At 62.4% G+C, this 15,589-nt stretch carries 15 protein-coding genes; 11 read left to right on the plus strand and 4 right to left on the minus strand.

All coding sequences use genetic code 11. The features are described 5' to 3' along the window. Nucleotide 1 precedes the first annotated feature (1 nt). From AC1TQG_RS12660 to AC1TQG_RS12680, 5 genes are read left to right on the plus strand one after another with little or no spacing between them, the layout of a single operon-like run. Entirely contained in the window at nt 2-2,452 is a 2,451-nt protein-coding gene (locus AC1TQG_RS12660; protein WP_482137386.1) for a SaeA-related protein, read from the plus strand. Beyond that, nucleotides 2,449-5,199 (plus strand): GAP1-N2 domain-containing protein, encoded by a 2,751-nt coding sequence (locus AC1TQG_RS12665; protein ID WP_482137387.1) that lies wholly within the window; start codon nt 2,449-2,451, stop codon nt 5,197-5,199. Before AC1TQG_RS12660 ends, AC1TQG_RS12665 begins: the two co-directional genes overlap by 4 nt. Next, nucleotides 5,199-6,197: a hypothetical protein gene (locus AC1TQG_RS12670; protein ID WP_482137388.1), complete on the plus strand. Its 999-nt coding sequence runs from the start codon at nt 5,199-5,201 to the stop codon at nt 6,195-6,197. The genes AC1TQG_RS12665 and AC1TQG_RS12670 overlap by 1 nt, the downstream gene beginning before the upstream one ends. Next, on the plus strand, nt 6,194-7,351 hold the full coding sequence (locus tag AC1TQG_RS12675; RefSeq protein WP_482137389.1) for a hypothetical protein: 1,158 nt from the start codon (nt 6,194-6,196) through the stop codon (nt 7,349-7,351). Before AC1TQG_RS12670 ends, AC1TQG_RS12675 begins: the two co-directional genes overlap by 4 nt. Nucleotides 7,352-7,399: 48 nt before the next feature. After that, nucleotides 7,400-8,461: a PH domain-containing protein gene (locus tag AC1TQG_RS12680; RefSeq protein ID WP_482137390.1), complete on the plus strand. Its 1,062-nt coding sequence runs from the start codon at nt 7,400-7,402 to the stop codon at nt 8,459-8,461. 54 nt (nt 8,462-8,515) lie between these two features. Here the strand turns inward: AC1TQG_RS12680 and AC1TQG_RS12685 are convergent, their stop codons facing one another. Continuing rightward, nucleotides 8,516-9,100, minus strand: coding sequence for a PASTA domain-containing protein (locus AC1TQG_RS12685; RefSeq protein WP_482137391.1), 585 nt, complete (start codon nt 9,098-9,100; stop codon nt 8,516-8,518). Nucleotides 9,101-9,496: 396 nt separating this feature from the next. Continuing rightward, nucleotides 9,497-10,114, minus strand: coding sequence for a hypothetical protein (locus tag AC1TQG_RS12690; RefSeq protein WP_482137392.1), 618 nt, complete (start codon nt 10,112-10,114; stop codon nt 9,497-9,499). Nucleotides 10,115-10,348: 234 nt separating this feature from the next. On the opposite strand from AC1TQG_RS12690, the gene AC1TQG_RS12695 reads away from it, so the two are divergent. Continuing rightward, a complete protein-coding gene (locus AC1TQG_RS12695; RefSeq protein WP_482137393.1) occupies nt 10,349-10,525 on the plus strand; it encodes an LppA family lipoprotein in 177 nt (58 codons plus the stop codon). Beyond that, nucleotides 10,504-10,677 carry an LppA family lipoprotein gene (locus tag AC1TQG_RS12700; protein WP_482137394.1) on the plus strand — a complete coding sequence of 58 codons (174 nt, stop codon included), beginning with the start codon at nt 10,504-10,506 and terminating at the stop codon, nt 10,675-10,677. Before AC1TQG_RS12695 ends, AC1TQG_RS12700 begins: the two co-directional genes overlap by 22 nt. A 17-nt stretch (nt 10,678-10,694) precedes the next feature. Here the strand turns inward: AC1TQG_RS12700 and AC1TQG_RS12705 are convergent, their stop codons facing one another. Together AC1TQG_RS12705 and AC1TQG_RS12710 are read right to left on the minus strand one after the other, a co-directional pair. Further along, the gene (locus tag AC1TQG_RS12705; RefSeq protein ID WP_482137395.1) at nt 10,695-10,913 is read right to left on the minus strand and encodes a hypothetical protein; all 219 of its coding nucleotides are present in this window, start codon (nt 10,911-10,913) and stop codon (nt 10,695-10,697) included. A 46-nt stretch (nt 10,914-10,959) separates the two neighbouring features. Further along, nucleotides 10,960-11,907: a DUF808 domain-containing protein gene (locus AC1TQG_RS12710; RefSeq protein ID WP_482137396.1), complete on the minus strand. Its 948-nt coding sequence runs from the start codon at nt 11,905-11,907 to the stop codon at nt 10,960-10,962. Nucleotides 11,908-12,306: 399 nt separating this feature from the next. Here AC1TQG_RS12710 and AC1TQG_RS12715 point away from each other — a divergent pair, with 399 nt between their 5' ends. From AC1TQG_RS12715 to AC1TQG_RS12730, 4 genes are all read left to right on the plus strand, one after another. Further along, nucleotides 12,307-12,960 (plus strand): response regulator, encoded by a 654-nt coding sequence (locus tag AC1TQG_RS12715; protein ID WP_482137397.1) that lies wholly within the window; start codon nt 12,307-12,309, stop codon nt 12,958-12,960. After that, a complete protein-coding gene (locus tag AC1TQG_RS12720) occupies nt 12,927-14,141 on the plus strand; it encodes a sensor histidine kinase (RefSeq protein ID WP_482137398.1) in 1,215 nt (404 codons plus the stop codon). The genes AC1TQG_RS12715 and AC1TQG_RS12720 overlap by 34 nt, the downstream gene beginning before the upstream one ends. Beyond that, on the plus strand, nt 14,138-15,175 hold the full coding sequence (locus AC1TQG_RS12725; protein WP_482137399.1) for a hypothetical protein: 1,038 nt from the start codon (nt 14,138-14,140) through the stop codon (nt 15,173-15,175). Before AC1TQG_RS12720 ends, AC1TQG_RS12725 begins: the two co-directional genes overlap by 4 nt. A 163-nt stretch (nt 15,176-15,338) precedes the next feature. Continuing rightward, nucleotides 15,339-15,587, plus strand: a complete 249-nt coding sequence (locus tag AC1TQG_RS12730) for a LuxR C-terminal-related transcriptional regulator (RefSeq protein WP_482137400.1) — start codon at nt 15,339-15,341, stop codon at nt 15,585-15,587. Nucleotides 15,588-15,589 lie beyond the last annotated feature (2 nt).

The following is a 15,589-nucleotide window of genomic DNA, read 5'->3' on the forward strand; positions in this document are numbered from 1 at the left end:
GATGACGAACATCAAACAACAGAAGCGGGAAACCGCACTCCTATTGTGGGCGGTAGCCGTTGCCGATGGCTATGACGTGCCATCGGAAGAGCAGTTATCCGCGATCGCTGCTAACCCCGCAACACTGAGCACGTTGGCCACCGAGGGCGTAGTACTCGCCTGGAAGGCGACGATCGAATACATCCTGCACCAGGTGAAGTTCGGGCTCGATCCGTATGCTGTGGTACAGAACCTGCCTCGAGAACTCCTGGTACCTGCTGAGATTGCGGCGCCGGCGCGGCACCCGCGTGAGCCGGTGAGCGTTGCCTCCGGTGCTGATGCAAGCGGTTCACGGATCACTGAAGCGAGCCGACCCGCCGCTGTAATTGAGCCCCCCTCTGGTGGCTCCGTGACCGCAGATCCCGTCGAAGCGTTGATGCAGTGGCGCTCGCAGCGAATCGCTGATGGTGTTGAGTCCGCCGGTGCGATCAAAGATGCGACCCTGATCAAGCTGGTCAAATACAAGTTCGTATCCGAAGACCAGATTCGCAACAAGCTCCAGGGAGCAGATCCAGCCCTGGCGGCCGAAATCGCGGTGATCTTGGCAGAGTTCTTCCCGGACGAGGCGGCTGCGTCTGCCGGTTCGCCGACACCGGCAGTCGTAGCGGCGCCGGCAGTTCCGGTGCCCGCTGAACGAACGACCCCGGTCGCGTCCGCACCCGCAGCGAGTGTGGGCACCGACCAGGCCGCGGTTTCACCGGTAGTTGATCGCGGATTGGGATTGGCGCACAGGGACTTCTGCGAGTTCGAATACGGAGAGAGTCCTGTCGAGCCCGGTGCGGTGGTGATCGTCAAAGGCCCCGACGGGCATCGTGTGACCTGGGAGCCGTATCTGGCCTCACCCGACGACACCGTGATCTACCGTGTTGTGTCCACCGAAGACGAATTTCCGCACAAGCCCGAAGCCGGCGAGCTCCTGGTTGCCACCACCGAAATCGCATTCGACGACACCCGGTTCTTGGCCTCGGCGGTGCGCACTTTCCAGGTGTGGTGCCACGTCGGCACTGACGTCCGCACTGCAAGATATCAACAGCCGGTGCTCGTTGCGCAGGGTGAAGTGGTCAGTCCGGTCGCAGACTTCAACCTGTTCGAAGACGAAGGCCGAGTCATCGCGCAGTGGAACGTCTTTCCGGGTACGCGGGCGGTCCGAGTCTTCCGGGTGCCGCTGAGCGAAGGTGTTCGAGGATTGAACGATCCCCGCCACCAGATCCTCTCCAGCGAACCCAATCTGACCGGATTCGTCGACACAGAGGTCACCCGCGGCGAGCGTTACCTGTACCGCGCCTTGGCAGAAGTAAGTGTGGGCAACAGCGTGCGGCTCGCCAATCCTGTGCAGAAGGACATAGCAGTATCGGTTGTGCTGCAACCGGTGACGGACCTACAGGTAACCCTGAGCGCTGATCGGATCGGAGAGTTCGAACTGCGATGGTCCACGCCGCCTGCAGGGCGGGTTGTGATCTACCGAAGCCCGACTCCGCCGCCGGCAGACCTCGAGTTGTCGGAGTTGCCGCAGGAAGCCCTCGCGCCGCAGGGTCTTGATGATGCCGCTCAGCTGAAGCACCCTGTGGTGGCGGCTGATTCGATGGCGTCGCGCATGACCGCGGTGCCATGGCACGGCGATTGGGATCGCACGTATTTCACGCCCGTCACGGTCTTGGCCGACCACGCGAAGGTCGGTAAGGTGCGCGTTCAGACGCGTCCGCTGCCTGCCGTGGCAGACGCCCGCATCATCGAGCGATTCGATGCGCAAATCGTTTCATTCGGATGGCCGTCGGGTGCGGCGAGTGTGCTGGCGTATGTGGCTCCGCCTTCGGTTCCTGCCGAACAGGCGATAGTGGGACATCCGCTGGAGGAAATCCACTTGCGGCACCATCGTCGTGATGGGGGCCTGACCTTCTCGAAGGAACTGCCCGCCGGATGCATGGTCTATCTCGTTCCGGTGGCTTATTCCGGCGGCGTGCAGGTTCGCGGCGAGCACACCGGGATTCCGTACCCCGGCCTCACTCGCATCAAATATTCACTTCCCGAGGTCCACGCTGACGCGAATGGTCGTGTGGTCGCCATCCAGCTGGAAAGCGACACCGACCTCGATGCGCCGCCTCCATTTGTGATGGTGCACAACCCGAGCCGGTTTCCGTTGGGGCCCTACGACGGAGTCACCGTTCCCCTGATGTCGCCCCATTCGCAGCAACAGGCGTGGCAGCTCGTCGTCGAGCGGCTCATGAAGGGTCAACCGGAGAACGGGTGGCGTGCTCTTCTGCCCAACCAGTCCGGTTACGTTCGGTTGTTTGCGGATACGCGTGGCATGGCCGAGTCCGTCGAAGACGGCGGCTTTCCAGTCCGGCGGATTGCCCTCGCCGACCCGCCGTTGGCCTGGCTGCAATTGGATGCCCAGGTGGGGCAGGCAACGTGACAACAAGCGTGTTCGGTGAGGACGAGCGTCTCGGGATCACGTCGCTCTACAAAACGGGCCGGTACGGGGAACTGATCTACACGTCGTTCGACAACGGATCAGGTAGCGGTGGTGGATGGCAGGTGAAGGACAAGGTCGGGAACCTGACCACGGCGGACATCGACGCGATGACAGAGCGCATCGTCACCAAGTTCGATGTGGGCTCGCCGCTGCCACAGTTTCCGACCATCGCGACCATCGAAGGGCGTCCGGCGCGGCTCGCGTACGACGCACTCCCTGATGGAGCCGGCATCTATTGGCACACGGTGGATGCAGGTCTCGATGGCTCCGGTCGGCCCGGAAACGTCTTTGCGCATGTCGTATTGGATGACGACGTCGCCGAGCGGCCGTCGCTGCGCCCGATCGAGTTGTGGAATTCTCCGGATTGGTTGCGGCCCTACAACGCCCAACCGGTCCGCGCGACAACATTGTCTGGACGTCAACGCGTTCAGGCCGGCGCGCTCATCACCATGGGCAGGGCGGTGGGCTTCCTCCTGGAGACGTACCGCGAAGGTGTGATCCAGGTGCTTCTCGATGCGGTCTACGACGCGATGACCGGTGGGCGGCCCGTGGTCCTGCTGACCGCGACCGCCGACGCTCCTCAATGGATCGGTGCGGTGAGTTACTTCATGTCGCCGGGTACCGCCCGTCGCTTCTCGTGGACAACACATGACAAGCCCGAACTCGCGCTCGCTGACGCCCGACGGGGAATGAACCTCATCTGCGTTCCGAAAAACGACGTCGAACTACCGGCCGCAGACTGGGTTGTCATCGACGCCGACGAGGAAGACCCGCCACTGGGCGCACTGGGTGGGAAAGGTCATACCCCCTCGACATCGGCCTTCGAGGTGCCGGTCTCGCCGTGGTCGCTGCTCGCGCAGGCGGCACTGGTTGATGCCGACCGTGCGATGCGGGTGATCCGACTGCAGGACGACGTAGCTCGTGAGGTCGGAGATCGCGACCTTTCGCCGGTGTGGCCCATCGCGGTGGCCAGTCGGCTGATGGGGCTCGGTGACGTCGACAGGGAATCCGCGCATGCGGTGACCGACGATCATCCGTCACACCTGGGTAGTTCCGAGCGGCTTCGCGACCTCGTCGAGAACCTCTACGTCGCGGACGCGCCCAAGACACCCGTCGAAGCGATTGGGCGGCTCGCCCGGATCAGGTACGCCGGAGGCAGTCAATCCAGAGCAGCGCTGCAACTGGTCAGGTGTGCGCTGGGTTCAAAAGCGTGGCTGGCTGCACCTGAGACGAACCTCGAGCCGGTGCCGGTGTGCCGCAATGTCGATTTCGGTCGCTTGCACGACCAATTCACGCTATGGCTCAACGTAATCCAGGCCTCGCTGTCGGCTGTGGCACCCCCGGCGTCGGAATCCGTTGTGCTCTCGGCGTTGCGGGTAGGCGAATTGCTGAATCGGGTGGCACGCCCCGGACCTGGTCTGGATGCCGCGATGAATGCGCTGTGCGACCTCGTTGATGTTTCGGGTGTCGAGTTCTTGCGAGCGCGCTCTCGTGCGGGCGCCTTTGCGAAGGCAACCGCGGGTATTTCGGGCGCCACGATGTCGTTGGTGTTGCAGCGTGTAGTGGCAACAGTGATTCATGCGCCGCATGAACTCGACCTGAATGTGTGGCGATGGCTGTTCGGTGACAACGGCATTCAGCCCGGGCTCGGCGCTACCGGACCCATCACGCTCGACCAGCACGTGTGCGAGCTTTTCCCGCTCTATATCGCCGCCCTGTTGGACGATCCTGCCGGGGACTCGCTGTCTCCGCAGAGGAAGGCTGAGCTGGTCCACATCGCTGTCGAGTGTGTGATGGCGTTGCGCGGTTACTCGGTGGTCGAACGCTATGAGCGGGTCGCGCGGCTGATAAAGCACCACTCACTGACGACGGTCCAGTTGCTGAACCTCATCGACCGGTATCCACAGAACGTCCTGCCCGCCCTGGCTTGGCGACGCGTGCTGTACGCACCTGCGTCCGAAGACCTCGATAGTGTGGTCGACTACGTCTGCAACTACCCTCTGGCGCAACCCGATCCCCTCGACGATGCATCGAAATTGGTCGTCGCGGTAGCCCGTGTCCGATCCGCGTCAGCCTGGACCGACTTCGAAACGCGCTGGGCGCTCACGCTCATGGACACCGAGGTGCAGTTGCTGGTGAACGAGCTACACCCAGAAGTTTTCGACCACGCCGACAAAGATGTGTGTGTTCCGTTGGGTGCGCTGTTCATAGCCGCGCAATCACGAGGTCGCACTTGGGCATCGGTCGACGCGCCTGCGGTTGATCGATTGGCGAAACGGTTGCGCTCATTCGAGCCGGAATTGATCGATTGGATCGACCGACTCGTGGAGCGCGACGTCATCGACATCGCGTGGATAGCCGGTGAATCCGCCAGCTCACAAATGGATATCGGCATATCGCCGATCGCTTTGTGCGCACGGGTAGACGTCGACCATTCTCCGGTCACCTGGATGGATCGGATGATCGACAAGCAGCTCGGGACTGCCACCTACCGCGGGCCGACAACTGTCGAGGACGTGCGGGACGCCTTGTGGGAATCCGTGCGTGGCCTCACCGCAGCCGAAGCCGAACGCTTCTTTTCCGAATACCGCACGCCCGGAAAGACGTGGCTGCGCGAGCGTGGACTTCTCGCCCGCGAATCGTCGCGCCCTCGTTTCTCATTGACCAACCGAGAGGATCACACCTGATGGTGACCTACGTACTGGACGGAACCAGTTCCGCTCAGCTGCCGAAGCGGCCGCTGGCCGTCACCATGTCGGTGACCGGCGCCGTTGACGCCGCTGCATTGGTGGCCCGCCGAGACGGCATGATCGACACTTCGGTGATCGCCCACAGCCCAGGGATGTTGATCGTTCCCCGGGTCGATCACGACGTGGTCATCTCAGCGGTGCCTTCGGGATCCCTGTCGACGTTTCCGCAAGGGACCGTTCTGCATGTTGCAGTGGGTCTCGACAGCTCGAACGATCTGGATCCGGACCGGGCCCAGTTGACGCCCCGGGACGTGTCGGGACTGAGCGCGCTCGAGTTGGCGGTGATAGGTCCGTCTGGCAGCGAACAGGTTTCGGTCACTACACGCCTGATCCGCCCAGAATTGCCACTGACGCCTCTGGCTGCGCGGGCGAGGTCGGCGGCGCGCGGAGCACTCGGAGTCGACCAGCTTCCCTCCGGACGCCAGCTGGAGGTTGTGGTTGTGGTGGACGCCAGTTTGTCGATGGCGTCGCTCATCTCCGACGGAAGTGTCGGTGCCGCGATACAAATCGCCACGGGAGTCGCGGCGGTCTTGTCCGCGGGTGCGCCGGTGCGCGCGGTTCTTTCGGGTCGGACCGTCACTGAAGTTGCCCTGGAAGGCGACGATTTCACGGCGGCATTCGAATCGGCTGTCGCGGCCACGGGTATGGGAGTCGGTGCCGCGCTCGCAGAACCGGTTGTAGCTCAGGGCGGTGCACAGTTGGCGATCGCCGTCACTGATGCGCCGACACAGGTGGCATCACGCGGCTTGAGTACACAGCTGGTGCTGTCGCCGTCACGCGCGGCGTTGACCGATCCCAATTTTGTGGGGGCGGTGTGCCCGCCGCCGCTGCCAGGTGAGAACGCTGTCGATCGCCTTCTCGCCGAACCTGCACTGGTCGACGAAGTCGTCGGCGGCTTGTTGGCTGTATTGAATGTCAGGAGCACTTCGCTGTGAACAAATGCCCACGCTGTTTCAACTTCCTCGGACCCGACTGGTTCGCATGGACCGAAGCCGAGCCGTCAGTCTCTGAAACGGACGACCGGGCAACCGCTTTCAGCGGACGAGATGTCCGGATGGGTAAGACGTGTGAACTGCGTAAGCCGCAGGATGCTCCTCCCGCGTGGGTTCCAGACATCGGGTGGGCAGAAGCGGAACTGGGTGGATCCGTTCTCGACATATGCCCGATCTGCCATTTTGTGCTGCCGGATCTGTGGCGTTGGGGTGTATCAACCTGCCTGGTGATGGCAGGTGCGCGAGCGACCGGGAAGACGGTGTATATCGCGGTCTTGATCAAACAGCTCGAGAAGTACGCCGAGCGGATGAACGTGGTGGTCGAACCGGCCGACGATCAGGTCGCGAAGCACTATGAAAATGTCTATGAGAGACCGCTGTTCGAACAACGGGGCATCCTCCAATCCACCCCGTCGTCCTCAACCGAAGGAAGTCCCCAGCAGGTTCCTTTGATCTTCAGCATCGGCATCTGGAACGGGGTCAAGCACTACCTCGTCATCCGAGATGTGGCCGGGGAGGACCTCGAGAACAGCGAGGTCGGCGGCTATCCGTGGCAGTTCTTCGGGGCCGCTGACGCTGTGTTGTTCATGTTCGATCCGCTGAAAGTCGACGAGATCGGCCACCAGTTGCAGGATCTGGTACCCGTCCAGACCAATCGTGGTGGTGATCCTCGAATGGTCCTTCGCAACGTCATGAAGCTGATCGGCCGTGGAACGCCGAAGTTGGCGATCATCTTGTCGAAGTTCGATGCCCTCCAAGCACTTCAAGGTGTCCGAGGCAGCGAGTGGGGACAGATCATGGCTAACGCGGGTGCCTCGTTCTCGCGTGACCCGGGGTTGAAGCTGCAGCCCTACGACGACGCCGACGGCGAGCTCCTCGACGCTGAGGTGAGTAGCTTGTTGCAGAAGTTGGACGCGGGGCCGATGCTCAAGAATCTTGAGAATCCACACACCGGCCAGCAGTACACCAATCGGTTCTTCGCGGTATCGGCCCTAGGCGAATCCCCCGTTGGTGCAAGACTTCATGCCAACGGGATTACACCGTTCCGCTGTTTGGACCCGGTGCGCTGGGTACTGGCGGAGCAGGGTGTTTTTTGAACTGAATCAGGGGAGCGGGGTCAATGGATACAAGTTTGAAGGAACATAATGTATGTAGTACCGCCCAAGATCAAGGACAAAACCGCTGCAAAGTGGGCAAAGGCACTTGCGCCGGTATTGGCTGAGGGCGAGGAAATTTGGGCCTTTGCGAAGGTCGTTCGTCTGGTGCCGCAAACCGAAGCCCTGGCGGTGACGAATCGGCGACTACTCGGCTTCAAGAGTTACGCAATGACAGCGGATAAGATTGTGGTGCTTTCGGCTGATGTGAACAAGATCGTCGGGTTCGGTTTTACGGAGAAGCTGGGATCGCTTCGGTTGATCGTGAACACGGCGAAAAAGGAAGTCAGTTTCGGGGACGTCCGGAAAGATGAAATCGAATTCATTCGGTACTACGTTCAGTACCTCGTAGACGCGGGTCGCGGGCCTGCAAGTGTCGAGGAAACGACGACGCTCCACAAAGCCGCAGCAACGGTTATCGATGCACATCTGCAGCGTACAACGGCTCAGGAATCGACCCAGGTCCTGGGAGTTCCGCTCGATGACTCCTGGGCGAAGGCCATCGAGAATAGTTCGCGCCCCGACGAATTGCCGACGCTGATCATCAGCAACGGCTCGGCCGGTTTGTTGGCCGCGTTCGAAGATCGGATCGTCATCGTGAAGGCACAAATCATGAATGGCAGGATATTTGAGTCGCGAGCGGTTTCCCTTACCTACTCCAATATCTCCGAGATCGAGTACCGGCGTGGGCTGTCAGATGGCGTATTGGAAGTGCGCGCGTGGGATTCTGCAGGGGCTGCCCTGGACAGCGTGCGCGGTTGGGACGGAACGGCTCCGAATGCGCTTAGATTGCCGTGGGCCCTGCACGATAACGCACTGCCGCAACTCGACGAGCTCCGGCGCAAAGTCGCTACTGCTCAACGAAGGAAGCCGGTATCTTTGTGGAAACCCCCGCTTGAGCCGCGAGTTGTTGAGAAAGCGCCGGTCGAGGCACCCAACGCCGGCGGGTTGGCGATAGAAATCGAGAAGCTGGCGAATCTATACAGCCAGGGGCTGATCGATGCCGACGAGTTCCGAGAAGCCAAGAGGGCTGTGATTGCCGCACACTCGTGAAGTCCGCGCTCACAACCTCTGTGGTTGTGAGCGCGGCCTATTTGCGAGTCATGCCTAGCAGCTGCTGGTTTCGCCGATCTTGACAACCGACAGAACCGCCTCACCTTCGGTGATGGGGGTTCCGGCCTCGGGTGTCTGTCCTACCACGACCCAGTTGCTGTCGATCACCTGTCGACGTCCCTCGCCGGTGGCATCGCTGCTGCGAGAAAGGAAGACGCCATTCTCCTGAATGAGGTCCTGTGCATCTTGAAGGTTCATGCACACCACAGCAGGCATGATGCCGCCGGCGGCGGCCGCAGACGTGGTCACTGGAGCGACCGGGGCGACTGCGCGCGTTGATGTCGGCGCAGGGGCGATTGTGGTCGTGGTGGGTTCAACGGTGACAGTGCTCGGTGGGACCGTCGCCGTTGCAACGGACGAGCTTGCTGCAGTCGTGGAGGTGTCTTTCTCCGCGTCACCACCGCCGGCAACAGCGGCGATGACGAAAAGTACGACGACTGCGGCGATGCCGCCAAAGATCCACGGCTTCTTGGACTTCTTCGGCGTTTGGCCGGCCGGATTGCTGTCACCCGGGTTGGCCCATGAGGGCTCTCCGGAGTTCGAACCATTGAATGGAGGTGGGGGAGGTGGTGTGGTCACGAGATCTGTTCTTTCTGTTGTTGATACCGAGTGCATCGGACAGTGATCCGCTTCGAGGAAGCGGGATACGACTCGGAAGGATGGTCAACGTCTCCGGACGCCGAGGCATGACGGCCATGGTGAGACGATGTGGTGAGAGCCCTTCGGGCACATCGGGGGTGGAACTGGCCCGGCACGTTTCGCGGAACGTTCAAGGGCGTCAGCTGGTTATAGTAGCGACAACCGAAAGCGTTACAGATATTCGGGAATCATATTGGGCTGTAACGGATCACCCGAAAATTCATCTGAACATATGATTGCGGTGCGCGGCATGCAGGCGGCCTGAATCCGATTGGCCGGCAGTGCTGTCTGATGAGCTGGGGGATTACAGCGCGGGCTTCATCGCATTCAATACGCTCAGCGAGCTGCTGCACCACGGATCGCGTCAGCAAGGCCGGCGTACCTGACTTCGACAGGCTTGACACGGGCCCGAAGACTGTTGATGGTGACTGATTTCTGTTCGCCCAACGCGCTGTTGATCGCTGAGGTCGGGGAGACGAAAAACGTCCACTGGTCTAGGTCGAGTGGATCGGCGCGGTCCCGGTCAGTCGTCCCGAAAACGCAGAAGACGTAGACATCTGCTTCGCGACGGCGTGCCTCGGAGTACGAGTTCGTTTCGGCGAACCATGCCGTTGCGGGGCTGACGCTGAACGAGATCGCGGACGGCGACATTTGTTTCCAAGATTGAAGATAAGCAGCGGACTTCACCTCGACACGCAAACCGTCCGCGGTCACGAGATCGTAGGCATCCCATTCGCGTCGGACATCGCCGTCGACACACCCCAGTGCCATCCCCACGATGTACTCCGCGAGTACTCCGCGTGTGGTGTTGCTGAGAAGATCCGACGTGGACCACTCCCAGAAGTCTTGGATCACTCCAGGTGAGGGGCTTCCTCGATGAATGAACAGGGCATCGGGCCGCCGGCGACGTGCACGCTGGTACTCGCCGATGAATGATTGGGCTCGTTCGTTCACCGCCCGAGCATAGGGCGTCTGGGCCACACGCCGCGTGACAATATCGGGCCACAGGGCGTCAATCGCCCGATCGTGAGGGCATAAAGTTCTCGTTGCATTGGTGACTGGTCAACAGTTTGGGGACCGATGAGGCGCTAGGCAAGTGATGCGTGCGCGACGGCGTGTGTGTCGACGGTCGTGTTGTCGAGTTGTACTGCAGCGCAGGTTGAGCTGTTTGAAGGATCTGACGCCTCTGTGGACCGAATCGCCGAGATCAGGCAGCGGCTCGGGGGGCTGCCACCGCTTGAACACGTGGCCCTGGAGTTCGAGGCACTCTCATGGCGGATCGCCGAGGCGGTGAACAACGTAGTGCCTGAGCTGTATTGGGAAAGGGGCAGAGCGTCGGGAAGTTGGCGTGTCCTGGTGAGCTGAGCCAATCTGGCGGATTCGAGGTGACGACGCCAATGCTGGTCTCGTCGACGCCGATTCCGCCTGAGAAGTGGACGCCGGCTCTGGCTGTGGTGCAAGCGATGGCGGCCGAGTTGGGTCTGACAAGATCAACGATCCTCGAAGTGGTGCCATAACTGGGTCACGTCGGGCGCTACGGGGAATGCGTCGTACTACTCAGAACCGCGATGACCACGCCCGCGACGGTCAACACCCCGACGACGGTCGCCATGATCCACGCCAGCCGACGACGATGCCGCCGGGCGGCGTTGATGCCGACGCCGATGCTGACCAGGATCGCCATGGAATACAACGAGATCCCGAGTGTCAGGGCTTCGGGGGAAATGTCCAGGGCGATGGCGCGTTCGGTCACGGATCCCAGTAGAACATTCGTCTCGAAGTGGCATTCCAGCGAGCTGTCAGTGCGCGGCGTCCGCCTTCTTGCGCTTGGGGATCACGTGCATGATCGCCACGATGATCGCGCCGACGATCAGGCCGAACACGGCTGACGCCGTGGTGCCGGCGATCCAGGAGAGCACTCCACCGAACCCTCCGTGGACGAGGTGTCCGAACCAGTGCTCGAGGTCGTGAAGTTGATCGGCGGGCCAGTGGAACCCGGCTTCGCCGATGTTGATCAGCAGGATGTGTCCGCCGACCCACAACATCGCCGCGATGCCGACGACCGTGAGGACCGACATCAGCTTCGGCATGGCGGACACCAGGCCGCGGCCGACGCGTTGGCTCAGCGTCGACTTGCGCCCTGCCAGCGCCAGACCGACGTCGTCCATCTTCACGATCAGCGCCACGACGCCGTAGACGAGCGCGGTGATGAGGAAGGCGACGACGATGAGGACCAGCAGACGGGTCACGAACGGTTCGTCTTCCACCGACGACAGCGAGAGCACCATGATCTCGGCCGAGAGGATCAGGTCGGTACGGATTGCGCCGTTGACCATCGTCTTCTCGAACTCGGGACCACGCTCGGTTGGCTCTTCGGCGTGGCCAGAGTGGCCGGAGAGCGCCTCGTAGACTTTCTCCGCGCCCTCGTAGGACAGGAACAGGCCGCCGGCGATCAGCAGATACGGCAGAGCTCCAGGGAGGAACTGGCTCAGCAGCATGGCCACCGGCAGGATGATCAGGAGCTTGTTGCGGATCGATCCGAGCGCGATCTTGCCGACGATGGGCAGTTCGCGGGCAGGAGAGAATCCGTGCACGTAGCGGGGGGTGACAGCAGTGTCGTCGACAACCACGCCTGCTGCCTTGACACTGGCCTTGCCTGCGGCCGCTGCGACATCGTCGAGGGACGCTGCGGCAACCTTCGTGATCGCTGCGATGTCATCCAGCAGTGCGACGAGTCCGCCGGCCACGGGAACCTCCTAGTTCGACGGTGTGCATCCACCCGAAGGATACGTCGTCGGCGACCTGCGGCCGATTCGTGCCAGACGAACGTGACGAGTGCCGGTGCTCCAGTCCTGGCTATGGATCACAACATCGCCCAACATTGGCGAGGCGATCTGCTGGTCCTCGTGAACAGCTGTGGTCGGCGACATCGTCTGTGGGTGTCCGGCGCAGCGGTGATTTCCACGCGTTCGCATTACAGGATCGGTCCACTATTCGTGGGACTGTTTTCTGTATGCCGTTGTGCCAGCGGTAATTCGGAAACAGAAATACTTGCACTAACTAATTGAAAAAGGATAATCCTGGCGCGCAGATTTCGAATCTGTGCGTCAGAATGTCGGGATGCGTTCTTATGGCCGGGGGAACCGGTGACGGCCCGCCGAGTGTTACAGGTGGCGGTGATCGACGACCATGAGTCCGTGGTGGAGGGATTGCGGACGATCATCGAGGAGGGCGAGGACATGGCCTTCGTTGCCGGTGCGGAGACGGTGGATCAGTTGTTGCAGTCGACCTCAGACATCGGACTGGTGATCTTGGACCTCCGGTTGTCCGACGGATCGTCGCCGCATTCGAATGTGACCCGGTTGCGCGAAGCCGATATCGAAGCGCTTGTCTACACCTCCGGTGATGAACCGTTTCTGGTGCGGGAAGCTGCCGCCGCGGGAGTCCTCGGGGTGATTCGAAAGTCTGCGCGTAAGGCCGAGATCCAGGACGCGATCCGGACTGCTGGGGCGGGACGGCAGGTGGCGTCGGTGGATTGGGCGGCCGCACTCGATTCGGACCCCGGCTTTGTCGACCTCTCGCCCCGGCTGCGGCAAGTGCTGGAGTTGTATGCGTCGGGAGAACCGACGGCGCGGGTGGCGAAAGAAACCGGTTTGTCGCCGGATACCGTCAGCGACTACGTCGACCGCATCCGCCGCAAGTATCGCGACGCGGGACGGCCCGCACCCACCAAAACCGACCTGTACAAACGAGCGATTGAGGACGGATGGCTACCGATTCCGCGACGTTTCCGGCGATAGCCGCGGCGATCGGGGACGAAGCCAAAACTGCCGGACACCGCATCCTGCAACAATTCTCACTGTTTGTCGGCGGCGGCTACCTCTTCTACCTCGTCCTGGTGATCCCCAACATCGGGCAGTCCACGGAAGTCATGGCCGGGTGGTGGACGGTCTCGGCACTCGTGTTGATCTTCGGGACCGGGCTCGTCATGGGAGCCGTCGCGATGCGAAGCAGTATCCCGGCGTTGCGCAGGACCGCATCGGTCGCAGCGATCGGATACGTGGCGGCCCTGGCACTGTGGCCGCTTGGTTGGGACGGGATGCTCCTGGCCAGCGAAAGAGGCATGTGGTTCTCGCAATTCAGTGGGCTTCCGGCCATCGTCGCTGCTGCGGCGTGGCGGGCGCGGTGGGCGTTTGCCTATCTGGCCGGGGTGACCGTGGTGGTCCAGCTGATCAATCACGAGGTCCGAGCGCCTGAGTTCAATGGGCCGGTGATCCCCGAGATCGCCTGGGCATTCGCCTTTTGCTTGATCCCGTTCTCCGCCGCGGTGATGGGCATCCGGACCGCGGGGATCCTCGATGCAACGCGTGAGTCGGCGTACGCGGCAGCAGCGGAAGCCGCTGCGACACAGGCGAGAACACTGGAACGAACGCGATTTGACGCACTGACCCACGACGGTGTGATGTCGACGTTGCTCGGCGCCGCACGCCAAGGAGCCTCGCAGCGCCTCGCCGTTCAGGCCAAACGCACCCTGGCCGACATGGACGGATTCCACACACAACCGACTGACGACGATGTCCTCTTGGTCAACGCGGCAGTTGCTCAGTTGCGCGGAGCGGTCGTCGATGCGGACCCGACTGTCGCAGCTGAAGTCACGAGAAGCGATGACGCGCAGTCTTATCCGGTCAATGTCGTGCTGACCATCGCCGCAGCCACCACCGAGGCCGTGCGCAACAGCGTCACCCACGCCGGACCGGAGGCGACGCTAAGTGTTGTCGTCCACCTCGAGGCCGACGCGATCCGGGTGGACGTGTGCGACGACGGCGTCGGGTTTGATCTGCGTGCGGTCGCGCCTCAACGATTGGGTCTTGCGGTGAGTATTCGTGGGCGGCTGTCCGTTCTCGATGGCGGTGGTGCCACGGTCGATTCGAAGCCGGGCCACGGCACCCGGATCGGCCTGCACTGGACACGGCCACAATGATCACCCGGGCACGATCGGCGGCCCCACGAGATATCACCGCGATCCTGGGGATGCACACCCCGGCAGCCAAAGGTGTTGTCGCGGTATACATCGTCGCGATCACCATCGTTGCCGTCGAGACTCGGCAGGGGATCAGTGCATTTTGGCCGGTGGTGGTGGGATTGGTGATCCTGGCGGCCGGCACCATTGCGCTGATCACGGTGCCGGGCGACCCGCTGCCCGTGCCTGCGACCTGGGCGCTGGCCGCGGCCGGACCGATCGCGTCCGCGCTGATGTTGTGGGTGATGCCCGTTCCGCTCGAGGTGCCACTGCAGGGGTGGACGCACGGGGCGGGCACAACGATTCTATGTTTCATGTCGGTGCGCGGACGCTGGATCAGCGCATGGTGGGGGTTGCTCGCCATGGCACTGGTCTACGGGCTGTGGGGTGCGTTCACCGACCAGGGATTCTTGTTCGGAGTCGGGATGGTGGTCATCGACGGCGGGCCACTGGCGATGGCGACGCTGCTCTCATTCACGCTGCGGCCCAACGGGAAAGCCGTCTTTGCGTTGCGTGATGCCGCCACCGCGCGGATCGTAGCGCTCTCGGCCGCACGTGCGGCGACCGAAGAACGCGATGCCCGTTTGCGCCAGCTCGATGAGATGGCCAGACCACTCCTGGAACGCATCGCGACCGCTGAGGAGTTCACCCCGCAAGAGGCGGCAACCTATGAGCTGGTCGAGGCGAACCTGCGTGACCGCCTGCGAGCGCCCGCGTTGACAAGCCCTGAGATCGATGCGGCCGCGCGGCTGGCCCGGGCCCGCGGCGTCGAGGTGATCCTCATCGACGATCACGGGATGGATGCCACACCGGCCGCCATCAGGGAACTGCTTCGCGGACGGATCATCGACACCCTCCGGGACGCACACGACGGCGACATCTGCGTGCGGATCCTGCCCCCGGACCGGCCCGCGCTGGCGTCGATCTACGTGCATGACACCGCCGGAACCCGGCGCATCACCTTCGACCATGCCGGGACTGAAGTTCAGAACTAGCGCGCAGCCGAGGCACGGTGGAGGCCCCGATTTGTAGGGCCCCCAACTCAGGGGACCCCGCAAGATGCGTCTGGTGCACCCATGTCGGCGGCATTAATTTCGATTACACATCGCCGGTCAATCCGCGGCAGGCGACCAGAAGATCGGAATCACCGTGGACACGATGGAAGCTGCCGTACCTGTGACCAGGCCGTCCCTGAGCGCGCGCGAGATCGAAGTTCTGCGGACGTGGCTCGTCTGCAACACCAAGGACGCAGCCGCGCGCAGCCTGTTCATCACAGGCTCCACGGTCAACACCCACATCACGCGGATCCGCGACAAGTACGAAGCGGCCGGCCGGCCGGCGGTTACCAAGGCGATATTGCTCGCGCGTGCCCTCCAGGACGGTCACATCACCGTCGACGAGCTGTGAGC

The sequence above is a fragment of the Williamsia sp. Y844 genome, assembly GCF_056786475.1.